Origin of the sequence: Streptomyces sp. L2, from assembly GCF_004124325.1 — a bacterium.
In the GTDB taxonomy this organism is placed as follows: domain Bacteria; phylum Actinomycetota; class Actinomycetes; order Streptomycetales; family Streptomycetaceae; genus Streptomyces.
This window is the reverse complement of the sequence record NZ_QBDT01000001.1, coordinates 5,576,596-5,601,379: the sequence shown is the minus strand read 5'-3', so window position 1 is coordinate 5,601,379 and position 24,784 is coordinate 5,576,596. Positions and strand designations below refer to the sequence as shown.

The 24,784-nt window shown below is 71.7% G+C and carries 21 protein-coding genes; 15 read left to right on the top strand and 6 right to left on the bottom strand.

The window, feature by feature from the left end:
- Positions 1–20: 20 nt before the first annotated feature.
- A complete protein-coding gene (locus DBP14_RS24960; RefSeq protein WP_129312080.1) occupies positions 21–1,019 on the top strand; it encodes an NADP-dependent oxidoreductase in 999 nt (332 codons plus the stop codon).
- A gap of 118 nt (positions 1,020–1,137) precedes the next feature.
- The gene (locus tag DBP14_RS24955) at positions 1,138–1,557 is read left to right on the top strand and encodes an organic hydroperoxide resistance protein (protein ID WP_129309350.1); all 420 of its coding nucleotides are present in this window, start codon (positions 1,138–1,140) and stop codon (positions 1,555–1,557) included.
- A 135-nt stretch (positions 1,558–1,692) separates the two neighbouring features.
- On the opposite strand, the gene DBP14_RS24950 is transcribed toward DBP14_RS24955, so the two are convergent.
- On the bottom strand, positions 1,693–2,850 hold the full coding sequence (locus DBP14_RS24950) for a serine hydrolase domain-containing protein (protein ID WP_129309349.1): 1,158 nt from the start codon (positions 2,848–2,850) through the stop codon (positions 1,693–1,695).
- 85 nt (positions 2,851–2,935) lie between these two features.
- Complete coding sequence (locus DBP14_RS24945; protein ID WP_129309348.1) at positions 2,936–3,907, bottom strand: hypothetical protein; 972 nt, start codon at positions 3,905–3,907, stop codon at positions 2,936–2,938.
- Between the two features lie 225 nt (positions 3,908–4,132).
- On the opposite strand from DBP14_RS24945, the gene DBP14_RS24940 reads away from it, so the two are divergent.
- The 8 genes from DBP14_RS24940 (at position 4,133) to DBP14_RS24900 (ending at position 14,470) form a co-directional block, all read left to right on the top strand.
- The gene (locus DBP14_RS24940; RefSeq protein WP_129309347.1) at positions 4,133–5,296 is read left to right on the top strand and encodes a mandelate racemase/muconate lactonizing enzyme family protein; all 1,164 of its coding nucleotides are present in this window, start codon (positions 4,133–4,135) and stop codon (positions 5,294–5,296) included.
- Positions 5,293–6,297 carry an alcohol dehydrogenase catalytic domain-containing protein gene (locus DBP14_RS24935; RefSeq protein WP_129309346.1) on the top strand — a complete coding sequence of 335 codons (1,005 nt, stop codon included), beginning with the start codon at positions 5,293–5,295 and terminating at the stop codon, positions 6,295–6,297. Before DBP14_RS24940 ends, DBP14_RS24935 begins: the two co-directional genes overlap by 4 nt.
- A 122-nt stretch (positions 6,298–6,419) precedes the next feature.
- Positions 6,420–7,436, top strand: coding sequence for a hypothetical protein (locus DBP14_RS24930; RefSeq protein WP_129309345.1), 1,017 nt, complete (start codon positions 6,420–6,422; stop codon positions 7,434–7,436).
- A gap of 5 nt (positions 7,437–7,441) precedes the next feature.
- Positions 7,442–8,551 (top strand): multiple monosaccharide ABC transporter substrate-binding protein, encoded by a 1,110-nt coding sequence (chvE, locus tag DBP14_RS24925; RefSeq protein ID WP_129309344.1) that lies wholly within the window; start codon positions 7,442–7,444, stop codon positions 8,549–8,551.
- A 32-nt stretch (positions 8,552–8,583) separates the two neighbouring features.
- Positions 8,584–10,179, top strand: coding sequence for a multiple monosaccharide ABC transporter ATP-binding protein (gene mmsA, locus DBP14_RS24920; protein ID WP_129309343.1), 1,596 nt, complete (start codon positions 8,584–8,586; stop codon positions 10,177–10,179).
- Positions 10,176–11,423 (top strand): multiple monosaccharide ABC transporter permease, encoded by a 1,248-nt coding sequence (gene mmsB, locus DBP14_RS24915; protein ID WP_129309342.1) that lies wholly within the window; start codon positions 10,176–10,178, stop codon positions 11,421–11,423. The genes mmsA and mmsB overlap by 4 nt, the downstream gene beginning before the upstream one ends.
- A 24-nt stretch (positions 11,424–11,447) precedes the next feature.
- Entirely contained in the window at positions 11,448–12,608 is a 1,161-nt protein-coding gene (locus DBP14_RS24910) for an aldose epimerase family protein (protein WP_129309341.1), read from the top strand.
- Between the two features lie 176 nt (positions 12,609–12,784).
- Positions 12,785–14,470, top strand: a complete 1,686-nt coding sequence (locus DBP14_RS24900) for a histidinol-phosphate transaminase (RefSeq protein ID WP_241741031.1) — start codon at positions 12,785–12,787, stop codon at positions 14,468–14,470.
- Between the two features lie 32 nt (positions 14,471–14,502).
- On the opposite strand, the gene DBP14_RS24895 is transcribed toward DBP14_RS24900, so the two are convergent.
- Both DBP14_RS24895 and DBP14_RS24890 read right to left on the bottom strand, forming a co-directional pair.
- On the bottom strand, positions 14,503–15,153 hold the full coding sequence (locus DBP14_RS24895; protein WP_129309338.1) for a DUF4360 domain-containing protein: 651 nt from the start codon (positions 15,151–15,153) through the stop codon (positions 14,503–14,505).
- 203 nt (positions 15,154–15,356) lie between these two features.
- Positions 15,357–15,815, bottom strand: a complete 459-nt coding sequence (locus DBP14_RS24890) for an Rrf2 family transcriptional regulator (protein ID WP_129309337.1) — start codon at positions 15,813–15,815, stop codon at positions 15,357–15,359.
- 73 nt (positions 15,816–15,888) lie between these two features.
- Between DBP14_RS24890 and DBP14_RS24885 the strand changes: the two genes are divergently transcribed.
- From DBP14_RS24885 to DBP14_RS24870, 4 genes are all read left to right on the top strand, one after another.
- Positions 15,889–18,858, top strand: a complete 2,970-nt coding sequence (locus DBP14_RS24885; RefSeq protein ID WP_129309336.1) for a beta-galactosidase — start codon at positions 15,889–15,891, stop codon at positions 18,856–18,858.
- Positions 18,859–18,969: 111 nt separating this feature from the next.
- On the top strand, positions 18,970–19,647 hold the full coding sequence (locus DBP14_RS24880; RefSeq protein WP_206739342.1) for a toxin-antitoxin system, toxin component family protein: 678 nt from the start codon (positions 18,970–18,972) through the stop codon (positions 19,645–19,647).
- Positions 19,644–20,873 carry an MAB_1171c family putative transporter gene (locus DBP14_RS24875; RefSeq protein ID WP_129309335.1) on the top strand — a complete coding sequence of 410 codons (1,230 nt, stop codon included), beginning with the start codon at positions 19,644–19,646 and terminating at the stop codon, positions 20,871–20,873. Before DBP14_RS24880 ends, DBP14_RS24875 begins: the two co-directional genes overlap by 4 nt.
- Complete coding sequence (locus tag DBP14_RS24870; protein ID WP_206739341.1) at positions 20,866–22,296, top strand: pyridine nucleotide-disulfide oxidoreductase; 1,431 nt, start codon at positions 20,866–20,868, stop codon at positions 22,294–22,296. Before DBP14_RS24875 ends, DBP14_RS24870 begins: the two co-directional genes overlap by 8 nt.
- A gap of 150 nt (positions 22,297–22,446) precedes the next feature.
- Here DBP14_RS24870 and DBP14_RS24865 read toward each other — a convergent pair whose 3' ends face one another.
- Positions 22,447–23,301, bottom strand: coding sequence for an SMP-30/gluconolactonase/LRE family protein (locus DBP14_RS24865; RefSeq protein WP_129309333.1), 855 nt, complete (start codon positions 23,299–23,301; stop codon positions 22,447–22,449).
- On the bottom strand, positions 23,298–24,074 hold the full coding sequence (locus DBP14_RS24860) for an IclR family transcriptional regulator (RefSeq protein WP_129309332.1): 777 nt from the start codon (positions 24,072–24,074) through the stop codon (positions 23,298–23,300). Before DBP14_RS24860 ends, DBP14_RS24865 begins: the two co-directional genes overlap by 4 nt.
- Positions 24,075–24,200: 126 nt before the next feature.
- Between DBP14_RS24860 and DBP14_RS24855 the strand changes: the two genes are divergently transcribed.
- Positions 24,201–24,758 (top strand): hypothetical protein, encoded by a 558-nt coding sequence (locus DBP14_RS24855; RefSeq protein ID WP_241741030.1) that lies wholly within the window; start codon positions 24,201–24,203, stop codon positions 24,756–24,758.
- Positions 24,759–24,784 lie beyond the last annotated feature (26 nt).

The window sequence follows — 24,784 nt, the reverse complement described above, 5'->3', positions numbered from 1 at the left end:
ACCACCAGAGAGGAACGATGATGATCAACCGCGAGTGGCACCTGCTGAACCGTCCCGTCGGCTGGCCCAAGCCCGAGGACTTCGCACTCGTCGAGACACCCGTGCCGACCCCGGGCGAGGGCCAGGTGCTGGTGCGGAACCTGTTCCTGTCCGTGGACCCGTACATGCGCGGCAGGATGTCGGCCGCGAAGTCGTATGCCGCCCCCTTCGAGCTGGGCAAGGTCATGCAGGGCGGTGCGGTCGGTGAGGTCGTCGCCTCCAACGCCGAGGGGATCTCCGTCGGCGACCACGTGCTGCACTTCTTCGGCTGGCGCGAGTACGCGGCCTTCGACGCGCAGCACGCCGTCAAGGTCGACGCCGGTGCCGCCCCCCTGTCGACGTACCTCAGCGTGCTCGGCATGACCGGTCTGACCGCGTACGCGGGCCTGCTGCGCACCGCCTCCTTCAAGGAGGGCGACACCGTGTTCGTGTCCGGCGCGGCCGGCGCCGTGGGCAGCCAGGTGGGGCAGATCGCCAAGCTCAAGGGCGCCTCGCGGGTGATCGGCTCGGCCGGCTCCGACGAGAAGGTGAAGCTGCTGGTCGAGGAGTACGGCTTCGACGCCGCGTTCAACTACAAGAACGGGCCGGTGAGCGAGCAGCTGCGCGCCGCCGCTCCCGACGGCGTCGACGTCTACTTCGACAACGTCGGCGGGGACCACCTGGAGGCGGCCATCGGCTCGCTCAACCAGGGCGGCCGGATCGCGGTCTGCGGCATGATCTCGGTCTACAACAACACCGAGCCGGCCCCCGGCCCGCGCAACCTCGCCCGGCTCATCCAGACCCGTGGCCGCATCGAGGGCTTCCTGGTCGGCGACCACTACGACCTGCAGCCCCAGTTCGTCCAGGAGGTCGGGCCGTGGGTCGCCTCGGGCGCGCTGAAGTACCGCGAGACGGTCGTCGAGGGCATCGAGAACAACCTGGAGGCGTTCCTCGGGGTCCTGCGCGGCGACAACACCGGGAAGATGATCGTCAAGCTGTGATCCCGGTCCGGATGCCGGCAGGGGCTTCCGCGTCGTTTCCGGCATGCGGTAACTTCTTTCCGAAATCCGTCGCCGATCGTGGGCGCGAGTCGCGGCGGACCTAGGAGGAAGAAACCGCATGCCCATTCAGCAGTCCGACGTCCTGTACACCGCCGTCGCCACCGCCGAGAACGGCCGCGACGGGCGGGTCGCCACCGACGACGGCAAGCTCGACGTCGTCGTCAACCCGCCCAAGGAGATGGGCGGCAACGGCGCCGGCACCAACCCCGAGCAGCTGTTCGCGGCGGGGTACAGCGCGTGCTTCCAGGGCGCGCTCGGTGTCGTCGCCCGGCAGGAGGGGGCGGATGTCTCCGGGTCGACCGTGACGGCGAAGGTCGGGATCGGCAAGAACGAGGAGGGGTTCGGGATCATCGTGGAGATCTCGGCGAGCATCCCGAAGGTGGACGCTGCGGTGGCTCGGGAGCTGGTGGAGAAGGCTCACCAGGTGTGCCCGTACTCCAAGGCGACTCGGGGCAACATCACGGTGACGCTCGTCTGAAGCACGGTGACGCTGGTCTGAGGTCGGGAGCGGCTGCCGGGTTCTGTTGAGTTTCGGGCGCGGGTGGGTTGTGGCTTGTCGCGCCCACGCGGCGGAGCCGCACATCGATACAGCCCCGCGCCCCGTTGGGGCGTTTCAACTGGCCAGTGTTGCCTTGTGCAGCACCTCTGCCAGGCGGGCGTTTTCCGGGGCCGGGCCCAGGGGGTGGGCGCAGGTGCGGCGGGTGTAGGCGTAGGTGAGGCCGGTGTGGGGGTCGGCGAAGGACTGGGAGCCGGAGGCGCCGCTGTGGCCGATCGTGCCGGCGCCGAGGAACGGATACCAGGTGTCGGAGGTGGCCTGGAAGCCGAGGCCGTACGACCTGTGGGCGCGGGCCACCAGGTCGTATCCCACGGAGTGCGGCTGGCCGAACTCGGCGACCGTGTCCTGCTTGAGCAGGGGCGCCTGCCCGTCGACCTCGCTGATCATCGCCGCGTACATCCCGGCGAGACCCCGCGCCGAGGCGACCGCGCCGAACGAGGCCGGGCCCTTGGCGCGGATCAGCGGCTCGTTGGGCAGGTTCGCCAGGTCGGTCGGGTCGGCCGTGTGCCCGTTGAGGGCGATCGACGTGAGCGTGTGCGGGCCTGACGGCAGCGCGTCCAGTGCCGCCCGCTGTACGGGGGTCGGCCGCATGGGCCGCACGCCGCGGTAGCGGTGGTCCGACCTGGCCGGCAGGCCGAGGTGGAGGTCCAGGCCGTAGGGGGCGCGGATCCGCTCCTCGTACACCTCCTGGAGCGTACGGCCCGTCGCGCGGCGGACGACCTCGCCGGTCAGCGCGCCGAGGACCAGGGCGTGGCAGCCGAACGCCGTGCCCGGTCGCCAGAACGGCCGCTGGTCCGCGAGGCGTTCGGCCATCGCGCGGTCGTCGGCCAGTTCGGCCAGGGTGAACCCGGTGTCCGTGCCGATCAGGCCCGCGCGGTGTGCCAGCAGGTCGCGCAGGGTCAGCGCGCCCTTGCCCTCGGCCGCGAACTCGGGCCAGTAGTAGGTGACCTTGCGGTCCAGCTCCAGGGTGCCGTCCTGCACCAGCAGGGCCACGACGAGGTGGGCGGCGCCCTTCGTGGACGAGAACACGCCGTACAGCGAGTCCGCGTCCGCACCCTCGCCGGCCCACAGGTCGACGACCCGCCGGCCGTGGACGTACGCGCACAACTGGCCCTCGTAGTCGCTCTGTTCGGAGGCGACGAACGCGGCGAACTCCTCGCGCACCGCCTCGAAGCCCTCGGCGACCGTGCCGTGGACGCTGATCTCCTGCCTCATCCGCTCTCCTCACTTCCGGGAACGGGTACGGCGCCAGACGCCCGTTCGACTCAACGCAGGGGCGTGACTCCAGGCGGGAGAGGGGTCAGGTGCACCACCAGAGGAAGCGGTCGCAGGACCTCGTCCTCGTCGGTGTCGGCTGCGGCGGCGGAGCGGAGCTCGCGGGAGCCGAGGCGGGGGCGGAACTCGGCTGCGGGGCCGGGGCCGTGGTGGGGGCGCCGGTCGGGTCAGGACCCGTGCCGGCGGACTGCTGGGGCTGCCCGCTGCCCTGCGGGTCCGGGGACGTGGAGTCCTCGGGCTTCGCGGACGTGGAGGCGGAAGCGGAGGCGGAAGCGGAGGCCGACGCGCCGGGCGAGGCCGAGCCGTGCCGGCGGGCCGCGCCGCCACCCGCGGTGTCGTCGAGGGGGGACGCGGTGTGGCCCGGGGCCGTGTCGGACGAGGTGCCGTCCGGTGCGGTGTCCCCGGCCGCGGCGGGCTTGTCGTCGGAGAAGGGGGCGTCGATGCCGAGTTCGGCGACGCTCATGGCACCGGCCGCCAGGACGAGGCCGGCGGCGATGAACACGGTACGGCGGCGACGGCGGCGGTGGGCGGCGGCCTTGCGGTCGCGACGGCCGGCCTCGGCGTCGGCGGAACTCCCGACGGCAGCGGCGGAACTCCCGGCGTCCCTCCGGCCGCGGGCCTGGCGCCGGGCGGCGGCCCGGCCACCCGTCACCTCCGGTTCCCTCGTCTCCGGCTCACGGTCCGGCTCCGGTTCCCGCCGCTCCGGTTCCCGCCGCTCCTTCGGTTCACGGGCTTCCGGTTCCCGGCGTTCCTCCGGTTCCGACCGGCCGCCGTACTCCTCGTACGAGGCGCCCGCGCCGAAGCCCCCGTGGGTGCCGTAGTCCCCGTACCCGCCGTACCCGCCGTACCCGCCGTGGCCCGGCGCCGGGTTCGCGGCCGCGTATACCTGCGCGAACGGAACACCCTCGGCCGGCGCGGGGGTCCGCGCCGGTGCGCCGCAGCCCGGGCAGGCCAGGGCGCCGTTGAGGTGCCGTTGGCACGGGTGGCAGAAGTCCATGACGCCGGAAGACTAGATTCCCCGCGGGTCACGTTCCTAGGTGCCGCTGTGAAGGTTTGGTGGGAGAGCGAACGAAATTCTCGAAAGCCTTGCCGAAACCGTTACCTGTTCGCCCCATTGACACCCCCGCCGCACCCTCCTTACTGTCACGCCAACATTTCGAACGAGTGACGAAATATCGAACAGCACCGAACAGCACTGTCGAACAGCTGAGGGGCAACTGCCGTGCGCATCACCGGAATCAGCACGCACGTGGTCGGAACGCCGTGGCGGAACCTGACGTACGTCCAGGTGCACACCGACGAGGGGATCACCGGAGTCGGCGAGACCCGGATGCTCGGTCACACCGACGCGCTGCTCGGCTACCTCCGGGAGGCCGAGACCAACCACATTCTCGGTTCCGACCCGTTCGCCGCCGAGGACCTGGTGCGCCGGATGAAGTACGGCGACTACGGCCGTGCGGGTGAGATCGTGATGTCGGGCATCGCCGTCGTCGAGATGGCCTGCTGGGACATCAAGGGCAAGGCGCTGGGCGTGCCGGTCTGGCAGCTGCTGGGCGGCAGCGTCACCGAGAAGGTCAAGGCGTACGCCAACGGCTGGTACACCACGGAGCGGACGCCCGAGGCGTACCACAAGGCCGCGCGGGGCGTGATGGAGCGCGGGTACCGGGCGCTGAAGATCGACCCGTTCGGCACGGGGCACTTCGAGCTGGATCACGAGCGGACCCGGTACGCCGTCTCGCTGATCGAGGCCGTGCGGGACGCGATCGGGCCGGACGCCGAGCTGATGCTGGAGATGCACGGCCGCTTCTCCCCCGCCACCGCCGTGCGGCTGGCCAAGGAGATGGCGCCCTTCAACCCGGCCTGGCTGGAGGAGCCGTGCCCGCCGGAGAACATGAAGGCGCTGGAGAAGGTCGCCGCGAAGGTGGACGTCCCGGTCGCCACCGGTGAGCGGATCCACGACCGGATCGAGTTCCGCGAGCTGTTCCAGAGCCAGGCCGTGGACATCATCCAGCCGGACGTGGGACACATCGGCGGCATCTGGGAGACCCGGAAGCTGGCCGCGACCGCCGAGACCCACTACGTGCTGGTCGCCCCGCACAACGTCGGCGGCTCCGTGCTCACCGCGGCCTCGCTCCAAGTGGGCTTCACCTCCCCGAACTTCAAGATCCTTGAGCACTTCAACGACTTCGCGGACGCGGAGATCAAGAAGGTGGTCAAGGGCGCCCCGCGGGTGAACCCGGAGGACGGCTGCTTCCACCTCTCCGACGCGCCGGGGCTCGGCGTCGAGCTGGACGTCGACGCGGCCGCCGAGTTCCCGCAGCAGCGCGCCCACTTCGACCTGTGGGCGGAAGGCTGGGAGAAGCGCGCCCCGAAGGGCGAGCGGTGAGCGTCGCCGTCGTCGTCGAGGCGCCCGGCCGGCACCGGATCGCCGGGCACACGCCCCGCGACCCCGGCCCCGGGGAGGCACTCGTCGCCGTGCACGCGGTCGGCGTCTGCGGCAGCGACCGCGAGGTGTACCAGGGCAACCGGCCCGAGGGCTACGTCCGTTACCCGCTGACGCCCGGCCATGAGTGGTCCGGGACGGTGCGGGCGGTGGGCGCCGGTGTGCCCGGGGCCCTGGTCGGCCGCAAGGTCGTCGGGGAGGGCTTCCGCAACTGCCAGGTGTGCGCCCGCTGTCACGCGGGCGAGACCACGCTGTGCACGGCCGGCTACGAGGAGACCGGGTTCACCCAGCCGGGTGCCATGGCCACAACGCTCACCCTGCCGGCCCGGCTGCTGCACGTCCTGCCCGAGGACGCCGATCTCACCGCCGCCGCCCTCCTGGAGCCGGCCGCCTGCGTCGCGGCCGCCGCGCTGAAGGCGGACGCCCGGCCGGGCGAGCGGGTGGGCGTGGTCGGCACGGGCACGCTCGGGATGCTCGCCGTGCGGTTCCTCAGGGCGGTGTCCCCCGCCGGCCTGCTGGTGGTGGGCACTGGCCGCGAACGGGAGGCGCCGGCCCGCTCGTTCGGGGCGAGCGACTTCCGGCTCGCCGGCGAGGAGTTGCCGGACGACCTGGACGTCGTGATCGAGGCCGCCGGGTCCGCGTCCGCCGCGCGCACCGCCGCCGCGCTGCTGCGCTGGGGCGGCCGGCTGGTCCTGACCGGCATCCCGGCGCCGGGCGCCGACGGACTCGACCCGACCTCTCTGGTCGTACGGCAACTGGAGGTGCGCACCGTCTTCGGCGCCCCGCCGGCCGCCTGGGCGCATGCCGTGCGGGTCTTCGGCGCCGGGCTGCTCGACCCGCTGCCGCTGGTCACGCACGAGCTGCCGCTGACCGAGTTCGCCCAGGCCATGGAGCTGGTGGGGGCCGGTGACCCGAAGGTGGGCAAGGTGCTGCTCCGGCCGTAGGACCTCCTTCACCGCCAGACTCGGGAACTTTCCCTACCCAAAGACGCGAACGACGTCCGAAATATCGAACCCGCCCGAACACGCTCTTCCGAACACGCTCTTCCGAACACGAAGGACAGCCAGTGACGACCGACGCTTCCGCCCCGGCGGCCCGCCGACCCGGTGAGCAGGTGCTCGCCGCGCTCGGTCTGGGCGCGCCCGCCCTCGACCCCGCCGACGCCTCCCCGCACAGCTTCCCGGGCGGCGGCCGCTGGCGCACCGAGGTCCCCTCGTGCGAGGGGCCCGAGGCGCTCGCGGTCGTCCTCAAGGAGTCCTCGCGCCTGGACGTGCCGATCCACCGGATCAGTCAGGGCAGCGGCGTGTGGATGCTCACCGACGCCGAGATCACCGAGATGGTCGAGGCCACCGCCGAACGCGACATCGAACTCTGCCTGTTCACCGGCCCGCGCGGCACCTGGGACATCGGCGGCTCGGTACGCTCCGACTCGCGGGGGGCCGGACCGCGCGTGCGCGGCCACGACGGGGTCGCCGGCTGCGTCGAGGACGCCGTCCGGGCGACGGAGTTGGGCGTGCGGTGCCTGCTGGTGGCCGACGAGGGCGTGCTGTGGACCCTGCACCGGGCCCGGCAGCGGGGGATCATCCCGGCCGGCACCACGCTGAAGGTGTCCGCGCTGATCGGCCCCGTCAATCCGGCGTCGTACGCGGTGTACGAGCGGCTGGGCGCGGACTCGGTCAACGTGCCCAGCGACCTGACGCCCGCTCACCTCACCGAGATCCGCCGGGTGTCCGGCGCTCCCATGGACATGTACATCGAGGCCCCGGACGACCTCGGCGGCTATGTCCGGATGTACGAGGTCGCCGAGCTGATCCGGCGCGGCGCACCGCTCTACCTGAAGTTCGGCCTGTCCAAGGCGCCCGGCATCTACCCGTGGGGCAGGCATCTGCGGGACCTGACCCTGGACACCGCCCGGGAGCGGGTGCGGCGCGGCCGGCTCGCCCTGGACCTGCTCGCCCGGCACGGCGCGGACACCGGCATGGCCCCGCTGGGCTCCCGCCTCCCCGGCCCGCTCCACCGCTTCCCCGACCCGGAAAGCACCCCCGGCCGATCCCCCATCGACGTCGACACCGACAAGGACTGATCATCATGCGCAACCGCAGAGCAGCACTCGCCACGGCGGCCGCGGCCGCCTCGCTCGCCCTCACGCTGAGCGCCTGCGGGCAGAACAGCGACGGCGGCAGCAAGGCGAAGACGGGCGACGTCAAGGGCGCCACCATCGGCATCGCCATGCCGACGAAGTCCTCCGAGCGCTGGATATCCGACGGGAACAACGTCGTCAAGAACCTTGAGTCCAAGGGCTACAAGACGAAGCTGGTGTACGGCGAGGACGACCCGGACACCCAGGTCTCGCAGATCGAGAACCTGATCACGCAGGGCGTCAAGGGCCTGATCATCGCGGCCATCGACAACAAGTCCCTGAACAACGTGCTCCAGGAGGCCGCGGACGCCCACATCCCGGTCATCGCCTACGACCGGCTGATCCTCGGCACCAAGAACGTCGACTACTACGCCTCCTTCGACAACGAGAAGGTCGGCGAGCTGCAGGGCACGTACATCGTGCACAAGCTGGGCCTGGACAGCGGAAAGAAGGGCCCGTTCAACATCGAGCTGTTCGCCGGCTCCAACGACGACAACAACACCAAGTACTTCTTCAACGGCGCGATGAGCGTCCTGAAGCCGTACCTGGACAAGAAGCAGCTCGTCGTCCGCTCCGGCCAGACCGCGCTGAACAAGGTGACCACCCTGCGCTGGGACGGCGCCACCGCCCAGAAGCGCATGGACGACCTGCTGACCTCGTCGTACAAGTCGCAGCGGGTCGACGCGGTCCTCTCGCCGTACGACGGGATCTCCATCGGCGTGCTGTCCTCGCTGAAGTCGGACGGCTACGGCTCCGGGAGCAAGCCGCTGCCCGTCGTCACCGGCCAGGACGCGGAGCTGGCCTCGGTGAAGTCGATCATCGCCGGTGAGCAGACGCAGACCGTCTACAAGGACACCCGCAAGCTCGCCGAGGTCGCCGCGAGCATGGTCGACGACTCGCTCAAGGGCAAGAAGCCGCAGGTCAACGACACGAAGACGTACGACAACGGCGCGAAGGTGGTGCCCGCCTACCTGCTGCAGCCGGTCAGCGTCGACCAGTCCAACTACCAGAAGGTCCTGGTCGACGGCGGCTACTACACCGCGTCCGAGCTCAAGTAAGCCGCCACCCCTACGGATTGGAAGGCACGACCATGGCGGGACCCGTCCTGGAAATGCGCTCGATCGTCAAGACCTTTCCCGGTGTCAAGGCGCTGTCGGACGTCACCCTGACCGTCCGGCAGGGCGAGGTCCACGCCATCTGCGGGGAGAACGGCGCCGGGAAGTCCACCCTGATGAAGGTGCTCTCCGGCGTCCACCCCCACGGAAGCTACGACGGCGACATCCTCTTCGAGGGCGCTCCCTGCGCGTTCAGGGACATCCGGGCGAGCGAGCAGCGCGGCATCGTCATCATCCACCAGGAGCTGGCGCTGGTGCCGTACCTCTCCATCGCGGAGAACATCTTCCTCGGCAACGAGCACGCCCGGCGCGGGCTCATCGACTGGACCGAGACCCTCGGGCACGCCACCGAACTGCTGCGCCGGGTCGGTCTCGACGAGCACCCGGAGACCCGGGTCGCCGACATCGGCGTGGGCAAGCAGCAGCTCGTGGAGATCGCCAAGGCTCTGTCGAAGCAGGTGAAGCTGCTCATCCTGGACGAGCCGACGGCCGCGCTCAACGACGAGGACAGCGGCAAACTCCTGGGCCTGATCCTGGAGTTGAAGAAGCAGGGCATCACCTCGATCATCATCTCGCACAAGCTGAACGAGATCCGCCGGGTCGCCGACTCGGTGACGATCATCCGGGACGGCCGGTCCATCGAGACCCTGGACGTGAAGGCCCCCGGGACGACCGAGGAGCGGATCATCGCCGGCATGGTCGGCCGGGACCTCGACAGCCGCTTCCCCGAGCGCACCCCGCACGAACCCGAGGAGGGCGCGGCACCGGCACTGGAGATCCGGGGCTGGACCGTGCGCCATCCGATCGACCAGCAGCGCAAGGTCGTCGACGACGTGTCGATCCAGGTGCGCCGCGGGGAGATCGTCGGCATCGCGGGCCTGATGGGCGCCGGCCGCACCGAACTCGCGATGAGCGTCTTCGGGCGCAGCTACGGCCGGTACGCGGGCGGCACGGTCCTCAAGGACGGCCGGGAGATCCGCACCAGGACCGTCGCGGAGGCGGTCGGACACGGCATCGCCTATGTCACCGAGGACCGCAAGCACTACGGCCTGAACCTGATGGACACCATCAACCGCAACATCTCGCTGACCGCGCTGCGGAAGGTGGCCCGGCGGGGCGTGGTCGACGAGCACGAGGAACGGCAGGTCGCCGAGGGCTTCCGCACGTCGATGAACATCAAGGCGCCGACCGTGTTCGAGCCGGTGGGCAGGCTGTCCGGCGGCAACCAGCAGAAGGTCGTCCTCAGCAAGTGGATCTTCGCCGGCCCGGAGGTGCTGATCCTGGACGAGCCGACGCGCGGGATCGACGTGGGCGCCAAGTACGAGATCTACACGGTCATCGACCGGCTCGCCGCCGAGGGCAAGGCGGTCGTCTTCATCTCCTCCGAGCTGCCCGAGCTGCTCGGCATGTGCGACCGCATCTACACGATGGCCGCCGGGCGGCTGACCGGTGAGGTGCCGCGGGCCGAGGCGACACAGGAAGTGCTGATGCGCCACATGACGAAGGACCAGCAGAACCAGACGGACCAGCAGGACCGGCAGGAGCAGAGGGACGAAGAGGTGTCGCGATGAGCACGGATGTGACCGCCAAGAGCCCGGCCCCCGCGCCGCCGGGCGGCAGCGGCCCGGCGGCCGCCGGCCCGGGACTGCTCGGCGTCCTGCTGAGCGGGCTGCGCCGCAACATGCGCCAGTACGGCATGCTGATCGCGCTCGGCCTGATCGTGGTGCTCTTCGCGATCTGGACCGACGGGGACCTGCTGCTGCCGCGCAACGTCTCCAACCTGGTGCTGCAGAACAGCTACATCCTGATCCTCGCGATCGGCATGATGCTGGTGATCATCGCCGGGCACATCGATCTGTCGGTCGGCTCGCTCACCGCGTTCGTCGGCGCCTTCGCGGCCGTGCTCACGGTCAGCCACCACGTGCCCTGGCCGATCGCCCTGGTCGCCTGTCTGCTGGTGGGCGCGGTCGCCGGGTCGCTCCAGGGGTTCCTGATCGCCTACCTCGGCATACCGTCGTTCATCGTCACCCTCGCCGGGATGCTGCTGTTCCGCGGCCTGACCGAGATCCTCCTCAAGGGCCAGACCCTCGGCCCCTTCCCCGACGGCCTGCAGAAGATGGGCAACGGCTTCCTGCCCGAGACCGGACCGGACACCAACTACCACAACCTCACGCTGCTGCTCGGCCTGGTGCTGATCGCAGCCGTGGTGTGGCAGGAGGTCCGCGACCGGCGCCGGCAGCAGGAGTTCGCCCTCGACGTGCTGCCCGCCCGGCTCTTCCTGCTCAAGCTGACCGCCCTGGTCGCCGCGATCCTCGTCCTCACCCTGCTGCTCGCCAGCTACAAGGGCGCCCCGATCATCCTGATCGTCCTCGGCGCGCTGGTCGTCGGCTACGGCTACATCATGCGCAACGCGGTGTTCGGGCGGCACATCTACGCGATCGGCGGCAACCTGCCGGCGGCCAAGCTGTCCGGCGTCAAGGACAAGAAGGTCACCTTCTACGTCTTCCTGAACATGGGCGTGCTCGCGGCCCTGGCGGGTCTGGTGGTCGCCGCCCGCCTGAACGCGGCCTCTCCGAAGGCGGGCGTCAACTTCGAACTGGAGGCCATCGCCTCCTCGTTCATCGGTGGAGCCTCGATGAGCGGCGGTGTGGGCACCGTCCTCGGCGCGATCATCGGCGGCCTCGTCCTCGGCGTGCTGAACAACGGAATGAACCTCCTCAGCGTCGGCACCGACTGGCAACAGGTCATCAAGGGCCTGGCCCTGCTGGTGGCGGTCGGCTTCGACGTGTGGAACAAGCGCAAGTCCGGTTCGTGATCGGCCCGACCACAGGGAGCTGAAATGGAACTGAACAGACGCACGGTCATCGCGGGCGCCGCGGCGGCGGGCCTCGCCACCACCGCCCTCGGCACCGGCACGGCCCGGGCGAGCACCGGTCACGGAGGCCGGAAGCCGGTGCGGGAGCCCTTCGGCAGGCTCGCCGACGGCACGAAGGTCCACCGCTGGTCACTGGAGAACGGCGGCACCCGCCTCAAGGTCCTCTCCTACGGCGGCATCGTCCAGAGTCTGGAGATCCCCGACCGGCACGGCCGGCACGCCAACGTGGTGGCGGGCTTCGACAACCTCGACGACTACGTGGCCAAGAGCCCCTACTTCGGCGCCCTGATCGGCCGCTACGGCAACCGCATCGGCAAGGGCCGGTTCACCCTCGACGGCAAGGAGTACCAGCTCTCCGTCAACGACGGCGTCAACAGCCTGCACGGCGGGGCGAAGGGCTTCGACAAACACGTGTGGGACGTCGAGCCGTTCACCGACGGCCCCGACGTCGGCCTCCACCTCCACTACACCAGCGTCGACGGCGAGATGGGCTACCCGGGCACGCTCCGGGCGAAGGTGACGTACACGCTGAACCAGCGGGGCGAGTGGCGCATCGACTACGAGGCCACCACCGACAAGCCGACGATCGTCAACCTCACCAGTCACGTGTACTGGAACCTCGCCGGTGAGGGCAGCGGGAGCATCGAGGACCACGAACTCCGCGTCGCCGCGTCCCGCTACACCCCGACGGACGCGGGCCTGATCCCCACCGGGGAACTCGCCGCCGTCGGCGGCACCCCGTTCGACTTCCGGCACGCGAAGCCCATCGGGCGGGATCTGCGGGCGGGGCACGTGCAGCAGGTGCAGGCGAAGGGGTTCGACCACAACTGGGTGCTGGACAAGGGGGTCACCGGGGGGCCGGAACATGTCGTGACGCTGCGGGAGCCGCGCTCCGGGCGTGTGCTGCGGATTGCTACGGATCAGCCTGGGCTGCAGTTCTACAGTGGGAACTTTCTTGACGGGACGCTCGTCGGGACCAGGGGGCGTGCCTATCGGCAGGGGGATGCGCTTGCGCTGGAGACTCAGCACTTTCCGGACTCGCCTAACCATGAGGGGTTTCCTTCGACCGTGTTGAGGCCGGGGGGCGTTTATCGGAGTGTCACTGTGCATACGTTTGGGTCGTAGTTCGGCTGCGGCGCCGTGGGGGCTGGTCGCGCCCACGCGGCGGAGCCGCAAATCGATACAGCCCCGCGCCCCTTTGGGGCGCTTCAGTGAGCGGTGTTGAACAGGTGCCGTCTGTTCTCCGTACTCAAGGGTGGCCCGTGCTTCTCCGCGCGGGTCGTCCTTGAGCGGAGGTCCTCTTGGCCGGGAACGTCACCTCGTTGTTCCGTGACGCCGTTGCGGCGGACCCGGTCGACTTCTGCGTTCCGTGCAACCCGTACTTCCCCACCCCCGACATGTTCGAGGAGATGGCGGGCCGACTGCGGGAGATCGTCACGTACTACCCGAGTGACGCCGGGACCATCACCGCCGAGCTGTGCGATCTGCTCCAACTGCCGCCGCAGTGCGTGGCGATGGGGAACGGTTCCACCGAGCTGATCACCTGGATCGACCACCTGCTGGTCCGTGAGTCGCTCGCCGTCCCCGTCCCCAGCTTCGGCCGCTGGACCGACCAGCCGATGGAGACCGGCAAACGCGTCGACATGTTCCCGCTGCAGGAAGCGGGCGACTTCGCCCTGGACCTCGCCCAGTACGCCGACTTCATCCGCGCCCGCGGCACCCGGGCCGCCGTGATCTGCAACCCCAACAACCCCGACGGCGGCTGCCTGCGCCGCCAGTCCGTGGTGCGGTTCATGGACGCGATGGCCGACCTGGACCTCATCGTCATCGACGAGTCCTTCCTGGAGTTCGCCGACGCGGAGACGGAACCCAGCGTCGTCCAGGAGGCCCTGCTGCGCCCCAACGTGGTGGTGCTGCGCAGCCTCGGCAAGAACTTCGGCCTGCACGGCATACGCTTCGGCTACCTGGTGGCCAACCCGGCGCTGGCGGGCCGGGTCCGCTCCATGCTGCCGAAGTGGAACCTCAACTCCCTTGCCGAGCACATGGTGTTCATGCTGCGCGAGCACGGGCCCGAGTACGCGCAGAGCCTGCTCCAGGTGCGCCGGGACCGCCTGGAGATGTCCGGACAGCTGTCCGCCCTGCCCGGCCTCACCGTCTACCCCTCGCAGGGGAACTTCCTCTTCGTGCGCCTTCCCGTCGGCGCCGAGGGCACCGTGGTCCGGGACCGGATGCTCGCCGAGCACCGGATCCTGGTCCGCGAGTGCGGCAACAAGATCGGTTCGTCCAGCCGCTTCCTGAGACTCGTGGTGCGCCCCCAGGCCGACGTGCGTCGCCTGGTGTCCGGCCTGGAGCAGGTGCTCTACGGGACCAGGAGGGGAGCCGCCGTACCCGAGCCGGGCACCGGGACCAGCTACAGCTCGGGTACGGCGGCCGTCGACCGGCTGGTGAACGAGTCCAACGGGTCCGGGCTGCGCCTCACCGCGGCCGTTCCCCCTCCGGCCGTCGGCACCGGCATGCCGCTCCCCGCCGCCGCCCCACCGGCACCAGGGATGCCGCTGCCGACGGCAGCACCAGCAGCGACCTCGGCACCAGCACCAGCACCAGCACCAGCACCAGTGCAGCAGCCCGTGCAGCAGTCGGTGCCCCAGGTGCCGCAACCCGTGGCGGCGGCCCAGCAGCCCGCGCCGGCCCCGGCGTTCGTGCCCGCCCCGGTGCCGGTACCCGTATCCCCGCCGGGAGCCGTACCGGTCCCGGCGCCCGCCGTCGGTCTCGGCCCTACCCCGCCGGGTGTTCCCGCCCGGGGCGGTCTCACCGCCGCCCAGGTTCGCGGTATGACCGCTCCCGGCTCGCCCGTTCCCGCCGCGTCCGCCGGACTCACCCCGGCCCCGGCGACCGGCTGGCCGCACGCGCAGGGCCGGTCCGACGCCCAGAGCTGGCCCGATGCCCAGAGCTGGCCGAACGCGGCGGGGATGGGGCAGACGGGCTGACCCGCGGCGGTGCCGCGGGCCGGCCCCCTGGCTCAGTTCGCGGGGCACTTCTTCCAGGCCATGTGGTAGACGGTGCTGATGTCACCGTCGGTCGAGTCCATGGTCATGAAGCTGACCTTGTCGGTGTCGGTGCCCGCCTTCACGCGCAGTTCGGTGTTGATGTTGAAGTTGCGGAGGACGCCGCAGGGCGCCCAGACCAGCTGGGCCCAGTCGGTGTCGTCGGTGGCCTCCCAGTCGTCGTTGTAGGGCCCGCTGAACGGGTGCGTCCTGAACGCGGTGTTCGACGAGCCCTGGAAGTAGTACGAGGCCCGCTGGGTGCCCGAGGCTCCGGGCTGCAGCGCGAGGAAGCCCCGGTAGTCGGCGCTGGCGATGGCGTAGGTGAAGCCCTGGGGGACGTGGACGATCAGGTTGAGCTGGCAGTTCTTGCGGAACGCCGTGGGCTCGGAGTCTCCTCCGGCCTGGGCGAGGTAGTCGCTGTAGGTGACGGTGAACGCGGTGTTGTCCGGTGAGACGGCGACCGCGGCGGTGCCCTGCGGGCAGCCCGAGCCGTTCACCGTGGCGATGTCGATCACGATCTTGTCCGGGGGCGGGTTGTCCACCACCGGGGACGCCGCCTGTGCGGGCATCGCCGTGGTGAGCAGGGCCGCGAGCGCTCCCGCGCCTGCGAGCAGGCCTCCAGCCATGGGTTTCTCCCTGTCGTCGAGTGGGGGGTCGGCCTCCGGCCCACCGGGAGTGCCGTGGTGCAGGGGAGGAACTGTGCGCAACCTGTGAAGACCGGGAGGCGATCGCATCGTAGGAAGCCGTGGGACGGCACGGCAGGGCCAACTCCGGCCATTCACTTCGGTGTTTTCACTTCATACCGGTGTTCTCACCCGACCTCGGCCGCCTACGGGTTCTCCCAGGCCGCCGGTTCCGCCGCCAGCCGCCGTACCGGTTCCGGGAGGCGGTCCGCCGCGAGGTCGGCCAGGGTGACGCCCTCCAGGATGCGGCGGACGTTGGCGCGCAGGGCGATCCACAGGGGCAGGAGGGGCTCGGCGGTGCCGGTGTACGACAGTCCCGTGGGGCGTTCGCCGCGGACCGAGACGATCGGGCCGTCCACCGCCCGGATGACGTCCGCCACGGTGATCCGCGCCGCGTCGCGGGCCAGCCGGTGGCCGCCGCCCCCGCCGCGCCGGCTGAGCACGATCTCGGCGCGCCGCAGGTCGGTGAGGATCCCTTCGAGAAACTTGTGCGGGATGTCCTGCGCGGAGGCGATCTCCTCCGCCTTCACGGGGCCGTCGTCCTGGCGTACGGCCAGCTCCACCACCGCCCGTACCGCGTAATCCGCGCGTGCCGAGATCCTCATGCGTCCATTGTGGGCCGTACCTCCGTGGAGAATGGCCGGGCCCGCGCCCCGTAAGATCGCCCGGGAGGATCCCTTGGCGCTCAGCAGACGTACTTTCACCGCCCTGGCCGGCTCGGCCGCGCTCGGCCTCGCCCTGGGCGGGAGCGGCGGCACCGGCGCGCCCTCGGCCTACGCCGCGCGCGGCGGCCCCGCCGGCCCGCTGTCCGGTCCGCCGGAGGCCGACGGGGAGCGGCACACCGTGGGCTACGACCGGCACTCGCTGCTGGTCGACGGGCGGCGCCTGGTGCTGTGGTCGGGCGAGATGCACCCGTTCCGGCTGCCGAGCCCGTCGCTGTGGCGGGACGTCCTGCAGAAGATGCGGGCGCACGGCTTCAACGCGGTCAGCATCTACGTGGCCTGGAACTACCACTCCCCCGCGCCCGGTCGGTACGACTTCACCGGCGTCCGGGACCTGGACCTGTTCCTGCGCACGGCGGCCGAGACCGGGCTGTACGTGATCCTGCGGCCGGGCCCGTACATCAACGCCGAGGTCGACGGCGGCGGCTTCCCGGGCTGGCTGTCGGCGACGAAGGGCACGGCCCGCACCGCCGACCCGGCCTACCTGGGGCACGTCGACGCGTGGCTGACCGAGGTGAACCGGATCGCCCGCCGGCACCTGTTCACCCGGGGCCGGGGCACCGTCCTGCTCTACCAGATCGAGAACGAGTACGACTCCCACACCGGCGAGCCGACGGGCCGGGACTACATGTCCCACCTGTACAAGAAGGTGCGGCGGGACGGGATCGACGTCCCGCTGTTCCACAACGACAAGGGACGCAACGGCTACTGGGTGCCGGGCTCGTTCGACACGGGCGGGGACAAGGGCGGCTGGCTGTACGGCTTCGACGGGTACCCGTCGCCGTCCACGACGCCGCCGGACTGGGGGCTGTTCGGGCCCGGCGGGGCGAAGGGCGGGGCCAGTGCCTCGCCGGACACGCCCGGGTTCGTGCCCGAGTTCGGGGGCGGCTGGTTCGACCCGTGGGGCGGGTCCTGGTTCGACGGCAAGGGGTACGCCGAGGCCCGGCGCACCCGGGACGCCGCCTACGAGCGCCGGTTCTACCTGACGAACCTCGCCAACGGGCTCACCCTGCACAACGTCTACATGACGTTCGGCGGCACCTCGTGGGGCTGGCTCCCCGCGCCGGTCGTCTACACGTCGTACGACTACGGCGCCGCCATCGACGAGGCCCGCAACGTCACCCCGAAGATCGCCCCGATGCACACCATCGGGCATCTGCTGCAGCGCGTGCCCGACTTCGCCCGGCTGGAGAAGGCGGCGGACGTCCATGCGAAGGGGCTGAAGGTGTACCACCTGAGGAACCCCGAGACCGGCGCCCATGTGTACGTGGCCCGCAACGACGGCACGGACGCGGTCACCGCCGACCTGCCGACCGCCGCCGGCGCCGTCCGGCTCACCGTTCCCGGCAAGGACGCCCGGCTGCTGACCACCGGCCTGTCGCTGGGCAGGCGGACCCTGAAGTACTCCAACGCGCAGCCCATGACCCGCCTGAACACCGGGCGGCTGGACGTCGCGGTGTTCACCGGGCACACCGGTGAGATGGCCGAGCTGGTCCTGAAGTGCCGGCAGGAGCCCGTCGTCAACCGGCTCGACCCCGAGGCGGCCTGGGTGTTCGACCGGGACGAACTGCGGGTGAACGTGCCGCTCGGCAAGGGCGGCCTCACCCGGGTGATGGTCGAGCAGGGCGACAGCGAGGTCCCGCTGCTGCTCCTCTTCGCCGACGACCCGACCGCCGTGTGCCTCTTCCCGTACGACACCCCGTCCGGCACCCTCCTGGTGTACGGCCCGGCGCTGCTGCGCCACGCCGAGGTGCGCGGCTCCGAGGTGCACTTGACCGGTGACGTCATCGGCGCGACGACCCTGGAGGTGTGGGGGCCGCGCGCGGTCACGAGCGTCGTCTGGAACGGCCGCCCGGTGGCCACCCGGGTCACCGGGTCGGGCAGCATGATGTCCACCGCGATGCTGCCCGCCGCTCCCGAGGTGCGGCTGCCGAAGCTGGGCGGCTGGCGGATGCGGACGGAGAACCCGGAGGCCGGGCCCGGCTTCGACGACTCCGGCTGGAAGGTTGCCGACAGGACGTCGTCGTACAGCACCACGCCCGTGCCGAAGGGGCAGCCGGTGCTGTTCGCGGACGACTACGGCTTCCACTACGGCGACGTCTGGTACCGGGGCGAGTTCACCGACTCGTCCGGCGTCGAGCGGGTCTCCCTCGCCCACAGCACCGGCACGCAGGGCCTGTTGATGGCGTGGCTGGACGGGGAACCGCTGGGCACCCACCGCATGCCGGTGCCCGACAAGGACACCACGATCCGCAAGGGCACCTGGGCCGAGACCGCCGAGTTCGACGTGCGGGAGCGGCTGCGCTCGCCGGGCCGGCACGTGCTGTCGGTCCTGGTGCGGCGGATGCAGCACGACGAGGACGGCAAGGCCCAGGACACCCACAAGGCGGCACGCGGACTCACCGGGGTCACCTTCGAGGGCGCGTCACCGAAGGTGCGGTGGCGGATCCAGGGCGAGGCCGCCCCGGACCCGGTGCGCGGCCCCATGAACAACGGCGGGCTGTACGGCGAGCGGGAGGGCTGGCACCTGCCCGGCCTGGACGACCGGGACTGGGAGAAGGTGACGTTCCCGCGGGCCGAGCGCCGGCAGGGGGTCACCTGGTACCGGACGTCGTTCCGGCTGTCCGTGCCGGGCGACGTCGACGCCTCGGTCGGCCTGGTGCTGGAGGACGACCGGTACCGCGCCTACCGTGCGCAGATCTTCCTCAACGGCTGGAACCTGGGCCAGTACATCAACGACGTGGGCCCCCAGCACACGTTCGTGCTGCCGGGCGGCATCCTGCGCACCCGGGGCGACAACACCCTGGCGCTCGCGGTCCTCTCGGAGTTCACCACCCTGTCCGGGCCGGGCACGGTCCGCCTGACCCTGCTGGGCCACGCGGCCGGCGGGACCCCGGTGACGCCGGTGCCCTCCCCCGGTCGCTGAGGCGCCTGTGGTCGTTCCCGGTTGAACCACGGTCACCGGATCGCATGACGCGAACACATCCGGGCGCGTACGCTCGAACCAGCCGCAGACCGGCGGTGATGAGGGGGTGCGATGACCATCGCGGGCGCGCGGAAGCGGGCGGCACGGCTGACCGCACGGCTGCGTCACGTCCGTCCGGATGCGGAGAAGCCGCCGCGTCCCGGTGCGGAAAAGCCGCCGCGTCCCGGTGCGGAAAAGCCGCCGCGTCCGGGTTCGGCGAAGCGGCTGCTCGCCGCCGACCTCGCCGCGGCGGTCCGCGCCCGGCCCGAACCACCGGCCGGGGTGCGGGAGGTGTGCCGGGCGCTGTGCGAGGAGATGAGCGCGCGCCGCTCCGGACGGCCGCTGGAACTGCGGTTCGAGCGCTTCCCGGACGAGATCGAGGTGACCGGACTGTGCGTGGAGTTCCACGACTTCGACCTGGTCATCGTGGAGGAACGGGCCGAGGCCGTGCAGCAACTGGTCATCCTGGGCCATGAGTTGTGGCACCTGCACGCGGGGCACCGGCACCACCACCTCGCGGGGGCGGCCGTCGCCCGGGCCCTCGGCGACACCTCCGAGTGGCAGGACACGGCGCTGACGGTGGCCGCCCGCAACGGCTCCCGGAAGGCCGACGAGGCCGAGGCCGACGACTTCGGGCACCGGCTGGCCACCCTGTTCCGGCCGCACCTCTCCGGCACCGGGCCCGGCGCCCCGCTGGATCCCGTGCAGCGTGTCCTCGGCTACCGCGGACGGGGAGGAGCCGCGCGGTGACCCTGCTGGCGCTGGACCCCTCGGGGTTTCTCAGCGAGTTCTACATCTCGTTCTGGATCCCCACGGCGGTGCTGACCGCCGCGCTCGTCATCAAGCTGCCCACGATCATCCGGCTGTGGCGGGACCCGCTGCTGCGTGCGGTCGGCGGTCTGCTGATCCTCGCCTGCACGGTGTTCGTGTTCTGCGCGCCGTCCACGATCGCCGCCGTCAACCGGCTGACCGGGGTGACCAACATCTCGGCGCCGTGGTGCTATTCGCTCCTCACCGCGTTCTGCGGCTCCTGTCTGCTGCTGATCATCACCTGGCGCAACGGCCTGTCCGACCGCTCGGCCGCCACCCGGCGCGCGATGCGCTGGGTGGTGTCGGTGTACTCCGGGGTGATCGTCGTCCTGTGGGTGCTGTTCCTGCTCGCCGACGCGCCCGTGGAACGGCTCACCGACCTGGACACGTACTACGCCAACACCCCGTTCATGCGCGAGGAGATCGTCCTCTACCTCGTCGCGCACGCCGTCGCCGTCCTGATCACCTCCCGGCTGGTGTGGAACTGGGTGCGCACGGAGGGCCTGGACGTCTGGCTGCGCTGGGGGCTGAAGCTGCTCGGCGTCGGCTACGTGCTGAACCTGATCTTCGACGCGTCCAAGCTGACCGCGGTCGCCGCGCGCTGGTGCGGGCGGGATCTGGACTGGCTGAGCACGAACCTCGCGCCGCCGGTGGCCGCGCTGTCGGCGATCCTGATCGCGGTCGGCTTCATCCTCCCGCACGCCGCGCAGTACCTGCACGACCGCTGGCGGATCCGGCTCGCCCACCGTGAACTGCGGCCGCTGTACCGGCTGATGCGCTCGGCGAGCGGGGACGGCGTGCCGAAGGTGCTGCGGGCGACGCCCGAACTGCGGCTGACCCGGCGGGAGACGTTCATCCGGGACGTGCTGCTGCCGCTGTCCCGGCACATCGACACCGGGCTGGGCGGGCGGTCGTACGACGCCGCGCTCGGTCTCGGGCATCCGCCGGAGCGGGCGCGGGCGCTGGCCGCCGCGGTGTGCATCCTCGACGCCGTCGAGAAGAAGGCCCGTACGCCGGAGCCGGCCGAGCCGGCCGACGGGCCCGACACCACGAACCTCCTCCAGGAGATCGGGGCCGTCTCCCGAGCCCTCCGCCGTCCCGACGACATCGAGGCGGTCCGCGCACGTGCGGACGCCCCAGCAGAGAGCGTTGCCGTACATGAGTGATCGAATACCCACCGCCGTCGTCCTGGGCGGCTCCCTCGCCGGGCTGCTCGCCGCGAGCGCCCTGGACCAGGCCGGGTTCCGGGTGACCGTCGTCGAGCGCGACGCGCTGCCGGACACGCCCGCGCCGCGCAAGGGGCTGCCGCAGGCGCGGCACGTGCACCAGCTGTGGTCCGGCGGGGCCCGGGCCATGGAGCGGCTGCTGCCCGGGGCGACCGAGCGGTTGCGGGCGGCCGGGGTGAACCGGGTGCCGGTGACCACGGACGTGGTGGCGCTGTCCCCGCACGGCTGGTACCGGCGGTGGGCCGAGTCGGCGTTCATGCTGCCGGCCGGCCGGGACCTGCTGGACTGGGTGGTACGGCAACAGGTGCTGGCCGACGGGCGGATCGGGCTGCTGGAGCGGACGGAGGTGCTGGGCCTCGTCGGCGCGGCCGGCGGGACCGGTGGGGCCGGTGGGGCCGTGACGGGGGTCCGGCTGCGCGGGCCGGCGTCCTCCGGTGGGGAGTCGTCCGAGCGGACCGTGACCGCGTCGCTCGTCGTGGACTGCACGGGACGGGGGTCGCGGGCGCCGCACTGGCTGCGGGAACTGGGGCTGCCCGAGCCCGAGCGGCGCGAGGTCGACTCCCGGCTGATGTACGTCAGCCGGTTGTTCCGGGCGCCGGAGGGGGCGCGGGACGGGTTCCCCGTGGTGAACATCGAGCTGGACCCGCGGGGTGGCCGGCCCGGCTCCGGTGGCGTGCTGATGCCCATGCAGGACGGCACCTGGATGGTCACGCTGATCATCCGGCAGGGCGGTGAACCGGCCCCGGACGCGGGGGACTTCGTCCGCTACGCCCGCGAGGGGCTGCGGCACCCGGTGATCGGGGAGCTGCTGGCCGGCGCCGAGCCGCTCACCGAGGTGGCGGTGACCCGCACGACGGCGAACCGGCGGTTCTTCTTCGAGCGGATGCCGGTGTGGCCGGAGAACTTCGTCGTCCTCGGGGACGCGGTGTGCGCGCTGAACCCGGTGTACGGGCACGGCATGTCGGTGGCCGCGCAGTCGGCACTGGCCCTGCGGGACGTGATCGCCGAGCGGGGTGCGGGCTCTCCCGGTCTCTCCCGGCACCTGCAGCGGGCGGTGGGGCGTACGGTGCGGGCGGCGTGGGATCTCGCGATCGGGTCGGACGTGTTCCACCCCGGGGCTACGGCGACGGGGCCGACGGTGCGGGACCGGGTGCTGTCGGCGTATGTGGGGCGCCTGCTGTACACGGCTACCGGCAACGGCCGCATCGCGCGCCGCGTCACGGACGTGACGTCCCTGGAGCGCGGCGCGCACACCCTCCTGACCCCCACGATGCTGCTGGCCGCAGCAGTAGGCCCCCTGAAACCGCCGCTCACGGGCCCACCCCTGACCCCCGAGGAACGCAAGGCAGCGGGCCTCTTCTAACGGCCCACTCCGGCACCCAGGGGCAGACCCACCCACCGGCGCTCGCCAGGTGCCGCTGCGCCCACCCGTGCCGCCCTAGCGGCACGCATGCCCGCAGCTATGTAGCCGTACGGTCGCCGCCGCGTAGGCGCTCCCGCGGCTACGTACCGGTCAGCCCTGGAAGGGGGGTTGGGGGAGGCCCTGGGTTGTGGTGGGGATGACCAGGAGGGAGCCGGAGAGGGGGGTGGGGCGGGGCAGGGAGACGCGGGCTGTGGTGACGTAGAGATCGGTCAGGGTGGGGCCGCCGAACGTGCAGGCCGTGGTGAGGGGGGCCGGGAGGGAAACGACCCGGTCGAGCGCGCCGTCGGGCGTGTAGCGCCGCACCGCTCCCCCGTTCCACAGGGCCACCCACACACACCCGTCCGCGTCCACCGTGAGCCCGTCCGGGAACCCGGCCCCCTCCTCGATCTCCACCAGCGGCCGCCGGTTCCGGATGCCCTCGGCGTCGTAGTCGAAGACGTCCACCCGCCGGGTCGGGGTGTCCGCGTAGTACATCAGCCGGCCGTCCGGGCTCCAGCCCGTGCCGTTGCTGACGGTGACGTCCGGCAGGACCGTCCGCATGTCGCCCGCCCCGGTGAGCCGGGACAGCGTGCCACCGCCGGCCGCCTCGTCGTACCGCATCGTGCCCGCCCACAGCGACCCGTCCGGCGCCACGGCGGCGTCGTTGGCGCGGCGGCCCGGCACGGGCTCGTGGTGCAGCCAGCGGAACGTGTCGTCGGGGTCGAGCAGCCCCACGCCGTCCCGCAGGTTCAGCACCAGACCGCCGCCGGCCCGCGGCTTCACCGCCCCGATGTGCTGCTCCGTCGTACGGACCGTCCGGCGCCCGGACGACGGGTCGTACGTGTGGATCCGCATGCCCAGGATGTCCAGCCAGAGAAGCCGGCCGGTCGCCGTGTCCCAGGTGGGGCCCTCGCCCAGCTCCGCCTCCGCCCGCACGGCGACCTCGTACCCGCTGTACCCGCTCACGCCACACCGCCCCGGTGCCCGAGCCGCTCCGACAGCTCCGCCGCGCCCTTGGCGGCGAGCCGCTCCAGCTCCGCACACCGCTCCTCGCTCCAGCGGATCATCGGCACGGAGATGGACAGCGCGGCGACGACCTGCCCGGTGCGGTCGCGGACCGGCGCCGCCACGCAGGACACGTCCGGGTTGGACTCGCGGTGCTCCACCGCGATCCCCCGCTGCCGGATCCCGGCCAGCGCCTCGCGCAGCGCCCCGGCGCCGGTGATGCTGTTGGGGGTCATCGCGGTCAGCTCGGCCCCGTCCGGGATCCGCGCGGCCAGCTCCGGCTCCGGCAGCGCGGCCAGCAGCATCTTGCCGACCGACGTGCAGTGGGCGGGCAGCCGGCGCCCGGCCGCCGACACCATGCGCACGGCGTGCGTGGAGTCGACCTTGGCGATGTAGATGACGTCGGTGCCGTCGAGGATGGCCACGTGGACCGTCTCGTCGCAGGTCTCGGCGACCGAGCGGGCCACCTGCTGCCCCTCGGCGGCGAGGTCGAGCTGTTCGGCGTAGCGGCTGCCGAGCTGGTACGGCCGTACGCCGAGCCGGTACCGTCCGGGCTGTCCGGGGATCTGCACGATGTAGGACCGGGCGGCGAGCGTGGTGACGAGTTCGTGCACGGTGGTGCGCGGCAGCTGGAGTCTGCGCACGATGTCGGGGGCGGAGAGCGTCCCGTCCCCGTCGAGGAACAGCTCAAGAATGTCGAGAGCCCGGGTCACGGCAGGCACGAGGCGTCCCACGTCCGGCCCCCTCCCTTGGGTCTAAGCGCCTGTGTTCGAGATTTCAACAGGCGACCGGCATGACGAACACAGGCTAGCCAGTGGGAGCGCGCCCCGGCAATGGCCCGGACCGGCACCATGGTTGCCATGGCTCTCGACTTCCAGCTGGTGCTGCTGCGCCGCATGGCCGACCACAATCCGGACCTGGTGGAGGACGCCCGGCGGACGCTGGGCGTCTCCCTCGCGGACCTGCGGGAGACGAACAAGCGCTGGCAGGCGATGGTCCGCTCGCCCCGGTCCCGCTCCGCCGCCGCCCGGTACCGCTCCGTCCTCGGCGAACCGGAGTCCGTCGTCCCCCGCCGCCTCGGGGACGTCGACTGCGAGGCCCGCCGCTGGGTGCTGCCGCTCTGGCCGGACCTGCGGTTCGAGGTGCTGGTCTCCCCCGACGGCGCGGTGTGGAACGAGTGGCTGGTCCGCGCCCCGGGCGCCCCCGCGCCCCGGCTGGAGCACCTGGAGGACCTCGCCCCCTGGTCCTGCACGGTCGACGAGGCCGCCCGCGCGTTCGCCCCCGCCCGGCCCCTGGAGGGCACGGCCCCGACCCGGTGGGGGCTGGCCTTCACCGCACCCGGCCGCGACGGCGTACGGCACGAGGTGGTCGCCGAGTTCACGTGGGGGCTGCTGCAACGGACGGCGCTGCGCGGGTGAGACGGCAGGCCGGGGCCCCGCCAGCT